Raw genomic sequence first — 16848 nt, forward strand, 5'->3', positions numbered from 1 at the left:
GAATGACCTGAGCGAGTATTTAATTTACTCATTTGCTCAGGTCATTCGCTTTAATAGCTTTTTGCTTTCTGCTTTCCGCTTTCGGCTATTCTTCAGCATATCTCATCGCCTCTACAGGCGGTTTGCCGGAAAAAATAAATTGATGATCCTTATTCGTAACGCTTATCAGCTTGTCTTTAAAAATCAGGAAGGCTTCCCGGTTAAACTGTAATCTCCCTAATCCTTCTCCTGGCGCAATCGTTAACTTATTGGCTTCTGGTGGTACCGGAAAATCAAAAAACGTTGTATCGTACATACTGTGAAGTACCTTCAAATGCCGGTAAACTGGTTGGTCCGCCAGTGCTTCAAATCCATTGGCATGTTCTTTTAACACCATCAGTGAATCCATAGATGGATGTGCAGAAAATTGACAKACAATGTAAGGGGCATGTTGATAGTTAAACGCAAACACTAACAATATCTTACCTGGTGGCACTGCTTTATCCTGCGCTGCCGTTATGTTAAACTTAGGCGCAGGCTTATCTGAATTCAGGTAAAGGGTATCGCCTTGTTGTTGCCAAACGCCTTTCGTAAACTGATCCGCGGCACCATAACTCATCGAATAAAGAAACCTGTGGTTATCGAAAATGCACAGCTCTTCTGCCATTTCCATCTGGCTGGCGGTGTAGCATCCAGTGGTGAGTAGGGTGTCCATATTTTTTGTTTGCGCAAACATCGGGGTGGCCGGTATGAGCAGCCAACACAACAACATGATTTGGGGATATTTCATATACCTGATTTAGCAGGAGGCATTAGTCTTGCAGCAGCCGCTTCCTCCTTAAATACTGTCTGATTCCTAAAGCCAGTACTATTGTAGCAAATATGCCTATCAATACAGGAAATAACCAAACGCCGCCTATATCATAGCAGAGCTTTTCGGTGCTGGTCATCCGGATGCGGCCGCCGGCGGCCTCCCAGGCCGATAATTCCCGAAACCTCATTACGGCAAAGGTATAAAATGCAGCACTAACCACCAGCGTTAATGCCAGTGTGGGCCATGCCTTTTTAGACATACCGTTTACATACTCATACTCACTATCGTGGTAAACGGGTTTCTTTTTGGGTGAAGGGGTTTGTTCCATCTTTATACTTATTTATCAGCGCGAACGATATTATAAACCCTGCCCGGAGAGCTTTGCGCCTCACGCGGCAGCCTGAAAAAATATTGATATTGATGCAGGCTTTTCAGGGAAATAATCACCGGAGCAGCGCTGTAAGTATTCGTTTCTTTTTCCAGATCCTCCCAGAAACCGGAAGTATAAGGATTGATGGGCTTATCGGCGGTGCCTGTCCTGCTGGCATTACCGGGAACTACGTAAATACTGTCGCCACTGATATTCGTTACTTTAAACAACGCATAGACATCATCTGTAGCCCTGGCGCTGTTGCCATCCACCACCAATCTACCTCCATTGTTGGCATAAAAAATATCGCCCACTTTAGGATCAGCTACAAGGGCAGCTACTTCTTTATCCCCGCGGTCTTTTTTAAACTTGGTGATTCTCGCAAATAGCGCCAGCACCAGTATAAAGGATGGAATAACAATCAGGCCCCGCCACAAACGCAGCGGCGTGCGGGTACCCGCTTTCAGCTCTTTGTATTTCGCGGTAATCTCTGGTGTCCATTTTGACGCCGGAATTCTTTCTCCATTGTCGCAGAAGGCAACTCCATACTTCAGGGAAGGCATCATGGGGCCTACGAACCAGATGTAGCGCTGCAATACTGCAACAGTCACGCCGGTGCCGCCACCATTGGCTGCAGGACATGCCAGGTCCGGATAATGTTTCCGGGTATGCTCCATGGATCTGATCTGGTAAACAATAATCATAAATATCTGGGTTATGGGTGATGGTTCTTCATGATGGTTTTATCGCAAGGCTACATGACACACAGGGCCGGGCTAAAAACGGGTATTACAAATCAGTTGCAATATTCCGGAATTCTGCACGAAACAACAAACAATGGCGATATTTTTTTCTAGTGGGCATAGCTATCCCATACCGCCCTGGCAATCTTTGCAATGGTGCCGTCACGGTCATCGTCGCCAGCGTTGGTATCAGATACAAATACGGTGATGGCTATATGTTTTCCGTTGGGAAGCGTAATAATGCCGGCATCATTATGCGCAGCAGTTAAGCCTCCGATGGTCCAGGAAGTGCCGGTTTTATGGGCTACTTCGGTGCCTGCAGGCAATAACCCTTTTAGTCTTTTTGCACCGGGGGTGGAGGTCGTCATGAGATACAGCAGGTAGTTACGACTGCTATCAGATAAAACCGGTTTGGTATAAAATATCTCCAGCAGCTGTGTCATCGCCTGTGGAGTGCACCAGTTGGTGTATTGCGTGCGCAGATTCGTCTTGCTTACCTGTGCTTCTTCGGTAGTGCTGATGGCAATTTGTTTGACACCCAGGTTGTGGATGGCTGCATTGACCTTTGCGGGGCCTCCCAGCAGTTTAAACAGGATATCACAGGCGCTGCCATCACTTTCGCGTATGTTGTAGTCCAGCAGCTCCCGCAGGGTGAGTGTCACATTACCTTCGGGATACTTTTGCCGCAGCGGACTGTGGCCGTCGGTGGTCAGATCCGATTTTTCAATCTTCACTGGCTGATCCAGCCTCATTTTGCCAGCATCTACCTGCTGCAGGACGGCAATGCTCACCGGAAACTTATATACGCTCTGCATAGGGAAATGACCGTCGCGGCGAAGCGACACCGTGTCTCCCGTCTCCAGTACTTTTACAAATACGCCTACTTTTCCTGATATATGTCCGCCGATATCCGCAATTTGCCGGCGAAGGGTTTGCTGTGCGGAAGCCTGGGGCATATACCCCACAAGGCAGGCTATGGTAGCCGTTATAAAGATAGGTGCTAATTTCTGCATACGTTTGCTGGTAAAGAATATTGCTGCCAATATAAAATTTTATTCGGCACCTGACAGGAATTTTACATTTAGAATTTCGCATTCTGAATATTAATTTAGGCGCCAAATGCAACCGAAATTGAGCAAACCCATACTTGTCATAAAATTTGGAACGGCCTCTATTACCCATCAGAATGGAGACCTGGATGAAACCGTGATTGCCGGCATTGCGCGGCAGGTGGCGGCTTTACATGCCGACTATCACATCGTGCTGGTATCTTCCGGCGCGGTAGCGGCGGGGAAACAATTTTTACGCCAGTACAACGGCACTATCAGCGAGCGCAAAGCCGCTGCAGCCGTAGGTAATCCACTGCTGCTAAATAAATACAGCCGTTACTTTGCCCCTTACAATATTGCTGTAGCACAGAGCTTGTGCGAACGGCAGCACTTCTCCGACCGGAACCAGTTCCTGCAGCTAAAACGCACCTACGAAGAGCTGTGGGCCAGCAATATCATTCCCATTGCCAACGAAAACGACGTGGTGAGCAGCCTGGAGCTGAAATTCTCCGACAACGATGAACTGGCCACCCTGATCGCCGTAGGCTTTGGCGCCTCTCTCCTGCTGTTCAGCACCTCTGTAGCAGGCGTATTGGACAGATCCGGACAGGTAGTACCGCAAATCGACGTAATCGATAAAGCCGCCCTGGGACTGGCCGACAAAGAGAAGTCTGCCCTGGGACTCGGTGGCATGGTATCCAAGCTCACCTTTGCCCGCCTGGCTACCAGGATGGGCATCCGGGTAGTGATTTTTGGTATTCGTACGGAAGATGGCATACTCAATGCCATTGCAGGTAAAACGGGTACCTTGTGTTTACCGCAGCCCTGCAGTATGCCTGCCCGCAAGAAATGGCTGGCCAGCGGCAGCCTGGTCACCGGCAGAATACAAATAGATGCCGGCGCCGCAGCAGCCCTGGAAAAGCGTCATAGCCTGCTGGCAGTAGGCGTAAAAACCGTGCTGGAAAAATTTGAATGCGGAGAAGTCATCGAAATCGTGAACGAAGATAATATCGCCATTGCCGTAGGCCGGGCGAAAATAGCTTCCGACCTGCTCGATGTGCAACATAAAGCACAAAACATCGAAGTAGCACACGCCGACGATATCGTATTGTTGTAGGCCTAATAAGTACATGATCATGCAAACTATACAACCTTTACTGGAAAAGGCACAACAGGCGGGCGTATCTATCCGTACCCTGCCGGATGCCCAACAACAGGCCCTGCTGCGGCGACTGGCGGCCGTGATCCTCATACAATCTGACAACATCAGCGCCGAAAACCAAAAGGACCTGGATCGTATGCCGGATGAAGACCCCAAAAAGGATCGCCTGCTGCTGACCCCTGCCCGCATCCGCGATCTGGCTTCCAGCCTGGAAGACATCGCCAACCTGCCTAATCCCGCTGGTGTATTGCAACTGGAAAGAACACTGGACAACGGTCTGCTGATACAAAAGAAAACGGTACCACTGGGTGTGGTAGGCGTTATCTATGAATCCAGACCCAATGTTACCATCGATGTAGCGGCGCTTTGTATCCGCTCTGGTAACGTATGCGTACTGCGTGGTGGTTCGGATGCCTTTCATACCAACATTTTCCTGGTACAACTGATACAGGAAGTATTGAAAGAATTTCAGGTAGATGCAAACACGGTACAGCTGCTTCCTACAGACCGTAACCTGGTGACGGAAATGCTGACCGCGGTAAAATATATCGATATCATTATTCCCCGTGGCTCCGAACAACTGATAGAGTTCGTGAGAGCCAACTCCCGCGTGCCTGTTATTGAAACCGGCGCCGGCGTGTGCCATACTTACGTGGAAAAAACAGCCGATCTGCAACAGGCCGCCAACATTGTCACCAACGCCAAAGTATCCCGCCCTTCGGTATGCAATGCGCTGGACACCGTGCTGGTAGACGAAGCCGTGGCCGCAGATTTCCTCGCCCTGCTGGCGCCGAAACTGCTGCCTTACGCAGTAAACGTATATGCAGATCCGTTAGCCTTTAGCCTGCTGCAAAAAAACAACTACCCACACTTACAAGCAGCACAACCGGAAGATTTTGGCCGGGAGTTTCTATCCCTCCAGTGCTCGGTGAAAGTAGTGTCCGGTGCACCCGAAGCACTATCGCATATTCAAAAGCATTCTTCCCGTCATTCGGAAGCCATCATCTCCCGCGACACTGCGATCAGTGAACGATTCCTGAATGAAGTAGATGCGGCCGCAGTATACGTAAACGCCTCTACGCGATTTACGGATGGCGGCGTATTCGGACTCGGTGCGGAGATTGGCATATCTACGCAGAAATTACATGCCCGTGGACCCTTTGCACTGGAAAAACTAGTGACGGAGAAATGGTTTATCCATGGGGATGGACAAGTAAGAGGGTAATAGCTGCGGATTTTCTCTGTGGACAGGATTAGACTGATTACATTCCTTGAGCTGATGCGAGATCCCACGTATTATATAAGGACTTTGTCTGGTATCCTACCGATATGTAGTAGGGTACCAGACGAAAATTTTGTCACTATTATTTTTTCCCTATCTTTACGGAAGTGTTTGCTCTAAATGAGCGTACTGTCCTTTCATCTGAGCAAATACTATTTTTAGTACTATAGAAAGAGCATGTGATCTGTATTCCTGGCACCCCAAAGCAACAATCTATATCTAATTAATTCCAAAATCATTGACGACAATACTCGTCCATTAGCAACACGCTATCTATCATTATCTGACCGGATTTTTAAGTCTCGAAATAATCGATTATTAACGCCCAAATCCATACTATGTTTAGATCTCTATTTCTGTTTCTTACCTGCGCAGGTATTACCTTCACTGCCAGTTCCCAATCCGTATTAATTAACTTTAAAACAGCCAAAGACACTATCAGTCGAGGTGATGAGGTGATATATCCTGTTACCGTTCTGGCTGACTCCATTAAGATTCACGCAGACTCGCTACCTCTTTACACCATTACCTTTAAACAGAATGACGCAAAGTCTACGTTACCAAAATCAGCCTACTCAATGGATTTTACGTCCACTACTTTGGACAAAATATCAAACGAATACACGTTCTATCTGCGGGTAAAAAAAGATCAGGATTCCGATCGGGACAGAGCTTTATTTCTGGATTTCGAGATCACCAAAGATGGTGAAAAGGTGAGCATCAATAAGGCTAAGGACAATACGGAACTGGAGTTAACAATACAGGGAGCATCGACCTTGAATAACCTTAACTACCTCGCTTACATTGGTACCAACTTCGATCTTGTAGACGGTATTAAAGCCCAAAACCTATTTTTCGCTACCAATATTTTTGTAGCTCCCAAACCAGGTAAAGACTGKGGCTTTACTTTAACATTGTATGGTAACAGAACCGTGACTACTACTGACACTGCGGCACAAACACGATATGTTGCCAGGGCAGTTCCCATTGGAGGCGATAAGGTCAAATACTATAGAAACCAAGCCACTTTTACCTCCAGCCGGGTCTCTGATAATCTTGGTGCATCCTTTAGTCCGCTGATCCGTTTGTGGAAATTAAGTGCGGCTGAAAAGACTTCGCAGCTCTATTATGCCCCACAATTTGAATTTATCTGGCGCAGAACCCGGATAACATCATCGAATTATGTCGTCGGAGAAAAGAACGATTCCTCTGATTCCTTTATCGCCGTGAACCCATCTATTAAAACCCCCATCGAATTTCCACTACCACCTAACGCTGTAATCCCTCTCAATGTCTATGACGTTTATCTGGGAGTCGTTGGAATCCTTCTCAATCATGAAAATAAATATATCAGTGTACGGGTACAGGCATCTGTGGGGCTTAATATTAGTTATACCAGCGGAACTGGAAACGTAACGAGGAGTATCGAGGCATTGTATAACAAAACCACCAACGGATTCTTTTTCGCAAGAACATGGATTACGGAACCATTATCCGGATTGACTTTCGGAGCCGAGGTTTCCAATACTTTCTGGAGAAAAAATAATGCGCGGCCATACTATAATGTGACGCTATCCAAAGCAATCAACCTTAATGTGCTGGCAGTAATTTTCCGGCCGGTTAGCGGCAGGTGATATTCTTTAATTGTTGGCTTATATCTTCGTTTATATTTAATGTAATTTAAAAAGATGAGCAAAGATCGTTGCAGACATCCGCGTCAATCTTTGCTCATCTTTTTAAATCAAATTATGCAATCATTATAATCAGTCTAATCCTGGTTCACAGACAGCAACCAGCACCTAGGCAATTGTAATCTGTTCATTCAGGTATACATCCTGAATCGCATTCAACAACGCCGCTCCTTCTGCCATAGGCCGCTGGAAAGCTTTACGCCCTGAAATCAATCCCATTCCACCGGCTCTTTTATTGATCACCGCCGTACGTACAGCTTCCGCCAGGTCAGCAGCGCCATCAGAAGCGCCACCGGAATTGATTAAGCCCATACGTCCCATGTAGCAATTGGCTACCTGATAACGGCAAAGGTCAATCGGATTATCAGAAGTCAACTCGGTATAGATGCGCTCATCCAGTTTACCATACGAGGAATTACCTGTATTCAGTGCTTTATAGCCACCATTTACAGTGGGCAACTTCTGCTTGATAATATCCGCCTGAATGGTAACGCCCAAATGATTCGCCTGCCCGGTCAGGTCGGCCGACAAATGATAATCCACATCTTTCTTAAATGCATCATTTCTCAGGTAGCACCAGAGGATGGTGGCCATTCCTAATTCATGCGCTCTTTCAAATGCCTGCGATACTTCCACCAGCTGCCGGTCTGATTGTTCAGAGCCGAAATAGATAGTAGCCCCCACCGCCACTGCACCCAGGTTCCAGGCTTCTTCTACAGTGCCATACATCACCTGGTCGGCCCGGTTGGGATAGGTCAGCAACTCATTATGATTAATTTTTACAATAAACGGAATGCGATGGGCGTAACTGCGGGAAACGGACGACAACACACCAAAGGTAGACGCCACCGCATTACAGCCCCCTTCTATGGCCAGTTTCACAATATTTTCAGGATCGAAATAAGCGGGGTATTTAGCAAAAGATGCGCCTGCACTGTGTTCCACGCCCTGATCTACAGGTAGTATAGACATATAGCCGGTACCTGCTAACCGCCCGTGATTCAACAACTGCCCCAAACTACGCAGTACCTGCGGATTACGGCTGGAAGGCTGATAAATTTTATTCACTGTATCCGGTCCCGGCAGATGCAGCATATCTTTGCTGATCGTTTTGCTTTCATGTTGAAGCAGGGTATCACTTTCCTTTCCTAATAGTTCGCTGATTTTTTCCAAGGATAACATAAGCATTACTTTTTTGGTACAACTAATGTAACGATTTAATGCCGCACTACCCGGCTATATCAAAGCAGACTGGTTAATAGGGCATTGGCCCTTTAGGACGGGGCTTATCATCCCGCTCTTCCGATACCATTTCGGTACCTTCAAAGGCGCCACCGGAACCATCATGGATAATAGGTTCTTCCACTGCGTTATCTTCCTTTTTTTCGGGCTTTTCTTCGTTCGGTTTGGTACTTTTTTCCATAGTAACAAATGTAGTGATAAGTTGGTAATCGGGATTGAATGCTGACGAAATTCAGAATTTGGTGGTTTCAATAAAAAATATAACTTTGAAAAAGTTGATGATGACTGTTATCATTAACATTCACTATGAATACCCGATAAAGACAGACAGGATAACCGACTAGACAACCTCAGAAGATCATTACTGTTCAAATATTAAACATTAGTACAAACCTACAACAACAAGCGTCCTTCTTTGCGTTTAAAGTCCACCCTGATGTCATTGCTACTAAAACACTGCTACGACTAATGAATGTATTGARAAAGATCCCGATAATTTCACGACTAATTAATGCAGGCACCACTTATGCCCAAAATGAGGAAGAACGAAAAGGTGTAGTGATTGTCAACTGCCTCAGCTTAAGTACGGCCGCCCTGGTGCTCTCTATCGGGTTGATCTTCAGCTACCTGCTTAATACCAGGCTGATTATTATTCCGGTAATACTTGAATTTCTGGCATTTTCCAGTCTTGTTTATTTCAACCACATTGGGAAAATTAAAGCAGTACGTGTAGCCATCTACGTATTACAATGTATTTGCGCTACCTACTTCGGTATGATCCTCGGGCCGGTCATTGAAATACAGCTATTGATTGTTTTCCTGATCATGGCTTCCTATCTGATCACTGACAGCACACGCATGCGAAGGGTTTATCTTGGTGTATCTATTGGTATGCTGGTATTAACCGAAATTAATTTCTACTATAATATTATCCCATACATACACCTGTCTTCAAATGTTAGCTTCTTTTTCCGTTGGCTGGCCATGACAGGAATCCTCACGCTAATTTTACAGGTCATTAATTTTTATGACCTGAAAAACAAAGCCTATCAGCAGCAACTGCAAAAATCGGATGAATCAAAATCTAATTTTGTCAAAGAGATTAGCCACGAAATCCGTACGCCACTTAATGGCATATTTGGTATTGTACAATTGTTAAAGGAAGATATTGCCCAACACCCGGAACATGAGCGATTAAATACCTACGTCAATGATCTGATAGAGGCCTGTTATGATGCGCGACTCATTGTAAATAATGTACTGGATCTGGCAGAAATAGAAAAGGGAAAAATGCATAACCTCCGCACCACTCCCTTTGAGCTGGCGCCCTGGCTGGAGAAGGTCATTAACATGCATCAATACATTGCGGCTTCCAGATTGATCACCATTACACTGGACATTGACCCTACATTGCCCGGCGTAATTATGGGTGACGAAGTAAAGCTAAAACAGATATTAAATAACCTGATCTCCAATGCCATAAAGTTTACCGAAAAGAAAACCACCATACAGGTAAAGGCTTCCCGCCAGCAAAACAAATGGCAGCTGTCTGTTCAGGATAATGGAAAAGGCATTAGCGAAGAAAAGTTGCAAACCATTTTTGAGCCATTTGTAAAAACAGAAGACCGGGAAATAGAAAGCACCGGGTTAGGATTATATATTACGCAACAATTAGCTAATCTGCTGGAAGGTAATATCAGCGTAAAGAGCAGCTCTAAAACGGGTACCACATTCATTCTGACACTCCCATTACAGGAAGGCACATTGGTCAAAGCCAAACCGGCAGTAGCCAATACAAATTTACGGGGGATAAAAGCCCTGGTAGTGGAAGATAATTCAATGTCTCAAAAGATATTGACCAAACTATTGGAAGGCATGGGTGCTGATACCAAAGCTGCGCAGGATGGGTTGGAGGGATTAACCGTGGCGAAAGAATTTTTACCCGACATTATTTTTGTAGATGCGCATATGCCGGTGATGAATGGAAATGAAACAATAACGTTGTTACGCCAGGATCAGCGCTTTTCAGACACGCTGATTATTGCGGTAACAGCAGATGGGTTTAATGAGGACGGACAAACAATGATCCGGGCAGGCGCTAATGAACTGATCCCAAAACCAATTGCTTTTGTGGAAGTAAGGGCTTTGTTGAATAAGTATTTAGCCACCCACCCGGTAGTGGAACACTAGTTGTTATCTTTTACTTTATAACGTAGTGTATCTTTCTCATACCAGGATTTATGTCCTGAGATGAGTAACCCAAGATGATAGATGAAGTTCTCCACCATTGGCTTAAACTCTCCAAAATGTTCAGGAAGGTTGTCCCGAAGCCTGATGAATGCTGCCACATCCAGGTCATGAATGGCTATTGCCTTCATATAGGCCTGTTCCAGTGTTACCTTTTCTTCTGCTTCGATAACGAGAATCAGATTCATTACATCTTTTCCCCGTTCTTTCTTCACACTAAAATAATCATTACACCACGCCAGAATACGGCAAACCAGTGCGGATATACGCTGGATATGCGGATGATAAAAAATATCATCTGGTAAAGCGGCACCAATCTGTAACTCTACGAGGTCAATTAAAGGATACACCAAAACTGCTTTTTCCCGGATCGCCATATAGTCCGCTACAGAAGGGTACTGCATCGTTGCTTTATAAGGAGCTTCCAGTTGCATCCCTTCAAATCCACGATCAATGCTTTCTGTATAGCGATTCATCCAGTAATCAGGCATTAAAGCCAGCATTTCATTTCGTTGTAATCTTAACTGATTGAACAGTTCATTGTCCGTTGCCTCCAGCGGATACCCCTTTAGAATAGCCACAGCGCGCTCCCGCAGGGCTTGTAACTGACTCATCGTGCAATCTTCGTAATAGTCATCATTTGACAATCCCCATAACAGGAAACGACAGATAGGGGTTAGCTGTTGAAAATCAGCCACAGGATACATGCGGGCGCCCATGTGCCCAACGTTGGTTTCCCAATACTTGTACTTCTTTTGTTTCGTCTGAAAATCGTACGGTAAACTGCCATATTCATCAGTAAGCCATTGCTTGGTGGCCGCCTCTATACGGTCGGCATGTGCATTCTTAAGATCAGGGAAAGGATACTGCAATCTTGGAACGGAGGAAATGATTGTCGACATAACAATTTGTTTTTGAAAGTGAATAAATAAATGATTAAGTGGAGATTATCTAATATATAAAATACATCTAAAGTGTTGAGCCTGACTTCATTTTTTTGTCAATTTTAGCTAAGGATCATGAATCCACAGCTATTACCCCGATCCGATTTATATATATTTGTCCCCCGAATGAATAACAGACAGATTATGACCCAAATCGCGATCATCCGCCATGGCACCACTTCCTGGAACAAAGCAGGCAAACTGCAAGGCCATTCAGACATCCCGCTGGATGATGAAGGCAAACTGCAGGCCCTCAAACTGGGACAGCGGCTCAGCGGCGAAACCTGGGACCTGGTATATTCCAGTCACCTGATTCGCGCCCGTCAAACAGCGGCCATCGTTGCCCAGGAATTAGGGCTGGATTCGGTGATAGAAGACCATCGGCTGGGAGAAGCCGGCGGTGGCCTCATAGAGGGCACTACAGAAGAAGAACGACAGGCTAAATGGGGCGCATCCTGGAAACTACTGGACCTGGGCATGGAAAGCAATGCATCCGTAGTAGCACGGGGCAGCGCTTTTCTAACCGACCTTCTTGTAGAAAATCCCGGCAAAAAAATACTCCTGGTCACACATGGCAGCTTTATACGGCAAATGTTAGACGCCCTGTTACCTGCCATGCATCCTACCCCTCCTATGAAAAATACGTCCATCACCAGATTGCAGTTCTCCGACGAAAACTGGCATTGTGAGCTGTTTAACTGCGTAACCCACCTGGAATAGCAGCAGTCATACAGAATGCCCCAGTTGTCAGAGCCTGTAATTCGTAATTCATAATTACCTTTACTGCTCATGAAACTATTATTGATAGAAGATGAACCGGCTGTAGTATCTGTTATCACCCGCGGGCTTTCCGAAGCTGGCTACGAAGTCAGCGTAGCGCCGGATGGTACCAGCGGGCTGCAAATGGCACTCAATAACCCATCCTTCCGGCTGATTATACTGGACGTAATGCTCCCCGGCATGAACGGCATAGAAGTATGTCGCTCCCTCCGTGCGGCCAAACAGGATGTTCCCATCCTGATGCTGACCGCTTTAGGGACTACCGAAAATATTGTCATGGGACTGGATAGCGGCGCTGATGATTACCTCATCAAACCCTTTAAACTACAGGAGCTGGAAGCCCGCATCCGTAGCCTGATGCGGAGAAAATCACCAGCTGATATACCCGTTCCCGTTACAGCGCCCGCCGTATTGTCGCTGGCCGACCTGGAACTGAATACCGATACTAAAGCAGCCAGCAGACAAGGGAAAAGCATTGCCCTCACCGCTACCGAATACCGGCTGCTGGAATATCTGTTGAAGAATCCAAGGAAAGTCCTCTCCCGATTGGAAATACTGGAGCAGGTATGGGGCATCGAGTTCAATATGAACACCAAAGTAGTAGACGTATATATTAACTATCTCCGGAAAAAAATTAATAAACACCAGCCTACTGAACTGATACATACGGTAGTGGGACTGGGTTATATGCTCCGGGAAAATAAAGCCGATGAAGATACGCACTAAGATATTACTGGTATTTGCAGGTTTAACCATTTCCACTATCCTCGGCATGAGTATACTGGTGTATTATTTTGCCAACCAGCACTCGTTTGAGGATTTCTATAAACGCCTGGAAATACGCGCCTATCTTACTGCTAAAGCTACACTCCCCTACTATGAATCCGATTCCGTTATCTATAACGAAATACGGGACGAACATCTTGAAAAATTACCATCGGAAAAAGAATATTTTCTGCCCATCGCCAGTGATGGCAGCATTCAGAAAAGTGCGAACCTCTCCCTCCCACACAGCTTTTACGACCAGGCAAAGCGGGAAGGCAAGGCCACCTGGCGCGAAGGCGATCGCTTTTATGAAGGGGTGCTTTATAAAAGCAAACAAGGATTGTACATCGTTATTGTATCCGCTATCAATCAGTATAGCGTGGAATACCTGGGCTGGCTGCGCAAAATATTAATCATCTGCTCCGTGGCCTCCAGCGTAATACTGGTGGGCGCCGGCATCTTCTTCTCCAAATATATTCTTAAACCCATCCGGCATATGATGGTGCAGGTGAAAAGTATCAGCTCCCGCAACTTACACCTACGCCTAAACGTAGATAGCAGCGGCGACGAAATCAATGACCTCGCCGGTACATTTAATAATATGCTGGACCGCCTGGAAACGGCTTTCGAAACACAGAACAACTTCGTCAGCAATGCCTCGCATGAACTCAGTACCCCGCTCACCGCTATCATCGGGGAAGCTGAACTGGCGCTGAATAAAGAACGTACTACCGAAAAATATGTGTACTCCCTGAAGAATATCCTGCATGAAGCCGGCCGGCTGGAACACATCACCAAAAGCCTGCTTCACCTGGCCCAGACCGGCTTTGACGGCAAAAAACAGGAATGGAGCCAGATACGCAGCGACGAGTTATTGTTTACCGTAAAACATACCATCGATAAGCTACATCCTGGCAATAAGGTAGCCATTGATTATAGCCTGTTTCCGGAAGAAGAGGATAAATTACTGATTCCCGGCAACGAACAACTCCTCGAACTGGCCCTTAGCAATATTGTGATCAATGCCATCAAGTATTCCGATAATCAGCCGGTATCTATTGCACTCGCAGCCACTGAAAAGAAAAATATCATTATCGTAAAAGACCAGGGCATCGGCATTCCGCCGGAAGACCTGCCCTATATCTTTTCGCCCTTCTTCCGCGCCTCCAATACCGCTACATTTAAGGGCTATGGTATTGGCTTACCGCTGGCCATGAATATTATCCGTATGCATAAAGGAGATATTGTGGTAAACAGTCAGGTAAACCACGGAACCGAGATCAGGGTGGAGTTACCACTGTAGCGTCTGCTTTTCTTACCAAATTCTTACCACATTCTTACCACCTTTTAACGCCGCTCTTACTGGTTACTTATTTCGCAGCAATAATTTTGTTGTTATAAAAGAACCAGACATGAAAAATATACTCATACCAACAGATTTTTCTCTTCGCTCCCTCAGTTATGTGCACAGCATTGTAGCACAACATCCGTACGAGCCGGTAAATATTATATTGATGCATGCGCTGCAGATGCCGGACTCTTTGTTTGACCTGATTACGTATACCCGTAACAGTAGGCACCTGGAACTGATTTCGAACGACTTCCAGGACGGTTGTGAAATTATCCGTAATAAATATTCTACCGCCATCCACCAGCTGAAGATTGAATTCTTCCACGGCAATACCCGTGCAGCATTACGCAACTTTCTGCTGGCACAAAACATCGACCTGATTATTCAGCCCGCAGATCACGACTTCAATGCGCCTTCCAAAAGAAGTTATGATCCGGAAAAACTGATCGCCAAATGCAATTATCCGAAAATGAAGATACAATTGCAGCGTCAGCCACTGGTAACAGGCAAATCCACCATATCAGCACTTTTGCTGGCCACTGAATAAAAGCAATTTTATGCTACTGAAGAAAGATATCCCTTTTAAATATGTATTTGGTAAGATCAAATTTGAAATTTTGCTGGTGACCATTTACACGTTAACCATCAACATTTTTTACTACCAATATGATTTCACCAATATGGTGATTCCTCTGTCCGTGCCCATGGTACTGGGTACGGTACTCTCCTTGCTGCTGGCGTTTCGTTCTAACCAGGCGTACGACAGGTGGTGGGAAGCCAGAACCATATGGGGGGCTATTGTAAATGATTCGCGTTCACTGACACGTCAGGTATTAAGTTTGATGGATGCAACTTATCAGTCGGAAGACCTGACACTTTTCCAGGAACGCTTTGTAAAGCGACAGGCAGCGTGGTGCCACAGTTTGGGACAATCGTTACGAAAGACAGATCCGCTCAAAGGTGTAGACAGATTATTATCAAGACGGGAACTTAGCTATTTGATGAAATATGATAACGTACCGGCTGCCCTGTTGCTCTTACATGGAAAAGACCTCAAATACGCAATGGAACAGGGCTGGATTAATCAGTACCAGCAGATAGCACTGGATCAGACGTTGTCGAGGCTCTGTGATTCCATGGGTAAATGTGAACGTATCAAGAACACTGTATTTCCGGCTACTTACAGCTTATACACCCATTTCACCGTTATCTTCTTTATACTGTTATTGCCGTTTGCCTTAATAGATGTGCTGGGCTTTATGGAAATACCATTGGTAGTAGCCATAGCCGCCTCCTTCCTGTTGATCGAAAAGATGGCGATCAACCTGCAGGACCCATTCGAAAACAAACCAACTGATACACCGGTAACCACTATTGCCAGGAATATTGAAAAAGACCTCCGGCAAATGTTGCACGAACAATACAGTGCACCGGAAGAACCAGTACAGGTACCAACCTACTACGTACTTTAAGTAGCTGTTAGCTTTTAGCCATTAGCTTTTAGATTAGCGCGAATATTTGCCTGATAGCCAGGGTTCAATCTTTGCCAGACTAAAAGCTAATAGCTAACAGCTAAAAGCTTTGTGTTAAGGCTTACTTCCAAAAGGGCCGTAATTTATAGCGTAAGACGATGGCTCCGGTTTCTACCGGAGCTTTTTTACATTCCGGCCAGTTCCTTCCTGGACAGCCATACCCATTTACGGATAGTACGACGGATATATCTTGGATGCAGGTCTATTTCCTGGCGGGTACGTTCAAATTGTGCTTTAGCTTCTGGTATTCTGTTTTGCTTCTTCAGCAGCAGCCCGTAATAATACATCGCTTCCAGGGAATGATGTACCTGTATTACTTTCTGATAAGCTTCTTCTGCCCTGGCAGCTTCACCTATGGCTTCCAGTGCCTGTGCATACAACAGCTCATCTTCCGCCTTACTCATTCTGACACCTTTGGAAGCATTTACTTTATCGAAGTAACTGATGCTGTTGGCATAATCGCCGCTCTGAAAATACAGTCGGGCCAACAATAGCAGGATGCCTGCGTCTTTGGTAAACGCATTGGCGCATTCTTCTGCCAGCGCAATGGCCTTATCGTATTGTTTTTGCTGGGCATAGGCTTCTGCCAGCTGCAATTTGTTGGTAACGGTATCTGATATACGTACTTTTTTCTCCCACTCACTGATACGCCCGTTTGGCCAGATAGCCCGCAACAGGTTTTCTTTCCAGTCGCCACTCAGCAGGTCTGGTAATAGTTCGCGGATCAGGTACACCGCTACTCCCAACGCCGGAATAAATACAATAAAATACAACCATTCTCTTCTGCCGGATTTTAAGGCATGCACCACACAAACAATCTGCAAAACAATAACAAGATAATAATAGTTACTCCAGAAAGGGAACATAAAACTGACACGAATCAGGGTTAGAAAAACT

At 45.7% G+C, this 16848-nt stretch carries 17 protein-coding genes; 9 read left to right on the top strand and 8 right to left on the bottom strand.

Annotated features, from left to right (window positions below; all coding sequences use genetic code 11):
- Positions 1–85 precede the first annotated feature (85 nt).
- The 4 genes from AC1DFM_RS23400 to bla form a co-directional block, all read right to left on the bottom strand.
- Positions 86–769, bottom strand: a complete 684-nt coding sequence (locus AC1DFM_RS23400; RefSeq protein WP_477079183.1) for a hypothetical protein — start codon at positions 767–769, stop codon at positions 86–88.
- A gap of 22 nt (positions 770–791) precedes the next feature.
- Positions 792–1121 carry a hypothetical protein gene (locus AC1DFM_RS23405; protein ID WP_477079184.1) on the bottom strand — a complete coding sequence of 110 codons (330 nt, stop codon included), beginning with the start codon at positions 1119–1121 and terminating at the stop codon, positions 792–794.
- An 8-nt stretch (positions 1122–1129) separates the two neighbouring features.
- Complete coding sequence (locus AC1DFM_RS23410; protein ID WP_477079185.1) at positions 1130–1867, bottom strand: hypothetical protein; 738 nt, start codon at positions 1865–1867, stop codon at positions 1130–1132.
- Positions 1868–2016: 149 nt separating this feature from the next.
- On the bottom strand, positions 2017–2949 hold the full coding sequence (gene bla, locus AC1DFM_RS23415) for a class A beta-lactamase (protein ID WP_477079186.1): 933 nt from the start codon (positions 2947–2949) through the stop codon (positions 2017–2019).
- A gap of 76 nt (positions 2950–3025) precedes the next feature.
- On the opposite strand from bla, the gene proB reads away from it, so the two are divergent.
- From proB to AC1DFM_RS23430, 3 genes are all read left to right on the top strand, one after another.
- Complete coding sequence (gene proB / locus AC1DFM_RS23420) at positions 3026–4072, top strand: glutamate 5-kinase (protein WP_477079187.1); 1047 nt, start codon at positions 3026–3028, stop codon at positions 4070–4072.
- A 19-nt stretch (positions 4073–4091) separates the two neighbouring features.
- Positions 4092–5342 carry a glutamate-5-semialdehyde dehydrogenase gene (locus AC1DFM_RS23425; protein WP_477079188.1) on the top strand — a complete coding sequence of 417 codons (1251 nt, stop codon included), beginning with the start codon at positions 4092–4094 and terminating at the stop codon, positions 5340–5342.
- Positions 5343–5737: 395 nt separating this feature from the next.
- Positions 5738–7033 (top strand): hypothetical protein, encoded by a 1296-nt coding sequence (locus tag AC1DFM_RS23430; protein ID WP_477079189.1) that lies wholly within the window; start codon positions 5738–5740, stop codon positions 7031–7033.
- A gap of 165 nt (positions 7034–7198) precedes the next feature.
- Here the strand turns inward: AC1DFM_RS23430 and AC1DFM_RS23435 are convergent, their stop codons facing one another.
- Together AC1DFM_RS23435 and AC1DFM_RS23440 are read right to left on the bottom strand one after the other, a co-directional pair.
- Positions 7199–8272 (bottom strand): class I fructose-bisphosphate aldolase, encoded by a 1074-nt coding sequence (locus tag AC1DFM_RS23435; protein ID WP_477079190.1) that lies wholly within the window; start codon positions 8270–8272, stop codon positions 7199–7201.
- A gap of 73 nt (positions 8273–8345) precedes the next feature.
- Positions 8346–8513: a hypothetical protein gene (locus AC1DFM_RS23440; protein ID WP_477079191.1), complete on the bottom strand. Its 168-nt coding sequence runs from the start codon at positions 8511–8513 to the stop codon at positions 8346–8348.
- Positions 8514–8800: 287 nt separating this feature from the next.
- On the opposite strand from AC1DFM_RS23440, the gene AC1DFM_RS23445 reads away from it, so the two are divergent.
- Complete coding sequence (locus tag AC1DFM_RS23445; RefSeq protein WP_477079192.1) at positions 8801–10522, top strand: hybrid sensor histidine kinase/response regulator; 1722 nt, start codon at positions 8801–8803, stop codon at positions 10520–10522.
- Here AC1DFM_RS23445 and AC1DFM_RS23450 read toward each other — a convergent pair.
- Positions 10519–11481 (bottom strand): terpene synthase family protein, encoded by a 963-nt coding sequence (locus AC1DFM_RS23450; protein WP_477079193.1) that lies wholly within the window; start codon positions 11479–11481, stop codon positions 10519–10521. The genes AC1DFM_RS23445 and AC1DFM_RS23450 overlap by 4 nt on opposite strands.
- A 186-nt stretch (positions 11482–11667) precedes the next feature.
- Between AC1DFM_RS23450 and AC1DFM_RS23455 the strand changes: the two genes are divergently transcribed.
- The 5 genes from AC1DFM_RS23455 (at position 11668) to AC1DFM_RS23475 (ending at position 15891) form a co-directional block, all read left to right on the top strand.
- On the top strand, positions 11668–12243 hold the full coding sequence (locus AC1DFM_RS23455; protein ID WP_477079194.1) for a histidine phosphatase family protein: 576 nt from the start codon (positions 11668–11670) through the stop codon (positions 12241–12243).
- Positions 12244–12312: 69 nt separating this feature from the next.
- Positions 12313–13029, top strand: coding sequence for a response regulator transcription factor (locus tag AC1DFM_RS23460; RefSeq protein WP_477079195.1), 717 nt, complete (start codon positions 12313–12315; stop codon positions 13027–13029).
- Positions 13013–14371, top strand: coding sequence for a sensor histidine kinase (locus tag AC1DFM_RS23465; protein WP_477079196.1), 1359 nt, complete (start codon positions 13013–13015; stop codon positions 14369–14371). The genes AC1DFM_RS23460 and AC1DFM_RS23465 overlap by 17 nt, the downstream gene beginning before the upstream one ends.
- Before the next feature lie 109 nt (positions 14372–14480).
- Entirely contained in the window at positions 14481–14966 is a 486-nt protein-coding gene (locus tag AC1DFM_RS23470; protein ID WP_477079197.1) for a hypothetical protein, read from the top strand.
- 10 nt (positions 14967–14976) lie between these two features.
- Positions 14977–15891: a bestrophin family protein gene (locus tag AC1DFM_RS23475; protein WP_477079198.1), complete on the top strand. Its 915-nt coding sequence runs from the start codon at positions 14977–14979 to the stop codon at positions 15889–15891.
- Between the two features lie 185 nt (positions 15892–16076).
- Here AC1DFM_RS23475 and AC1DFM_RS23480 read toward each other — a convergent pair whose 3' ends face one another.
- Positions 16077–16775, bottom strand: a complete 699-nt coding sequence (locus AC1DFM_RS23480; protein ID WP_477079199.1) for a tetratricopeptide repeat protein — start codon at positions 16773–16775, stop codon at positions 16077–16079.
- Positions 16776–16848: the final 73 nt, after the last annotated feature.

It is taken from the genome of Chitinophaga sp. 05T412 (assembly GCF_056396465.1).

What these genes read in the sequence shown, in the direction of transcription:
- AC1DFM_RS23440 (WP_477079191.1), bottom strand. Translation starts at nt 8,513, where the DNA reads ATGGAAAAAAGTACCAAACCGAACGAAGAAAAGCCCGAAAAAAAGGAA.
- AC1DFM_RS23410 (WP_477079185.1), bottom strand. Translation starts at nt 1,867, where the DNA reads ATGATTATTGTTTACCAGATCAGATCCATGGAGCATACCCGGAAACAT.
- AC1DFM_RS23475 (WP_477079198.1), top strand. Translation starts at nt 14,977, where the DNA reads ATGCTACTGAAGAAAGATATCCCTTTTAAATATGTATTTGGTAAGATC.
- AC1DFM_RS23405 (WP_477079184.1), bottom strand. Translation starts at nt 1,121, where the DNA reads ATGGAACAAACCCCTTCACCCAAAAAGAAACCCGTTTACCACGATAGT.
- AC1DFM_RS23460 (WP_477079195.1), top strand. Translation starts at nt 12,313, where the DNA reads ATGAAACTATTATTGATAGAAGATGAACCGGCTGTAGTATCTGTTATC.
- AC1DFM_RS23465 (WP_477079196.1), top strand. Translation starts at nt 13,013, where the DNA reads ATGAAGATACGCACTAAGATATTACTGGTATTTGCAGGTTTAACCATT.
- AC1DFM_RS23470 (WP_477079197.1), top strand. Translation starts at nt 14,481, where the DNA reads ATGAAAAATATACTCATACCAACAGATTTTTCTCTTCGCTCCCTCAGT.
- AC1DFM_RS23435 (WP_477079190.1), bottom strand. Translation starts at nt 8,272, where the DNA reads ATGTTATCCTTGGAAAAAATCAGCGAACTATTAGGAAAGGAAAGTGAT.
- proB (WP_477079187.1), top strand. Translation starts at nt 3,026, where the DNA reads ATGCAACCGAAATTGAGCAAACCCATACTTGTCATAAAATTTGGAACG.
- AC1DFM_RS23450 (WP_477079193.1), bottom strand. Translation starts at nt 11,481, where the DNA reads ATGTCGACAATCATTTCCTCCGTTCCAAGATTGCAGTATCCTTTCCCT.
- AC1DFM_RS23425 (WP_477079188.1), top strand. Translation starts at nt 4,092, where the DNA reads ATGCAAACTATACAACCTTTACTGGAAAAGGCACAACAGGCGGGCGTA.
- AC1DFM_RS23455 (WP_477079194.1), top strand. Translation starts at nt 11,668, where the DNA reads ATGACCCAAATCGCGATCATCCGCCATGGCACCACTTCCTGGAACAAA.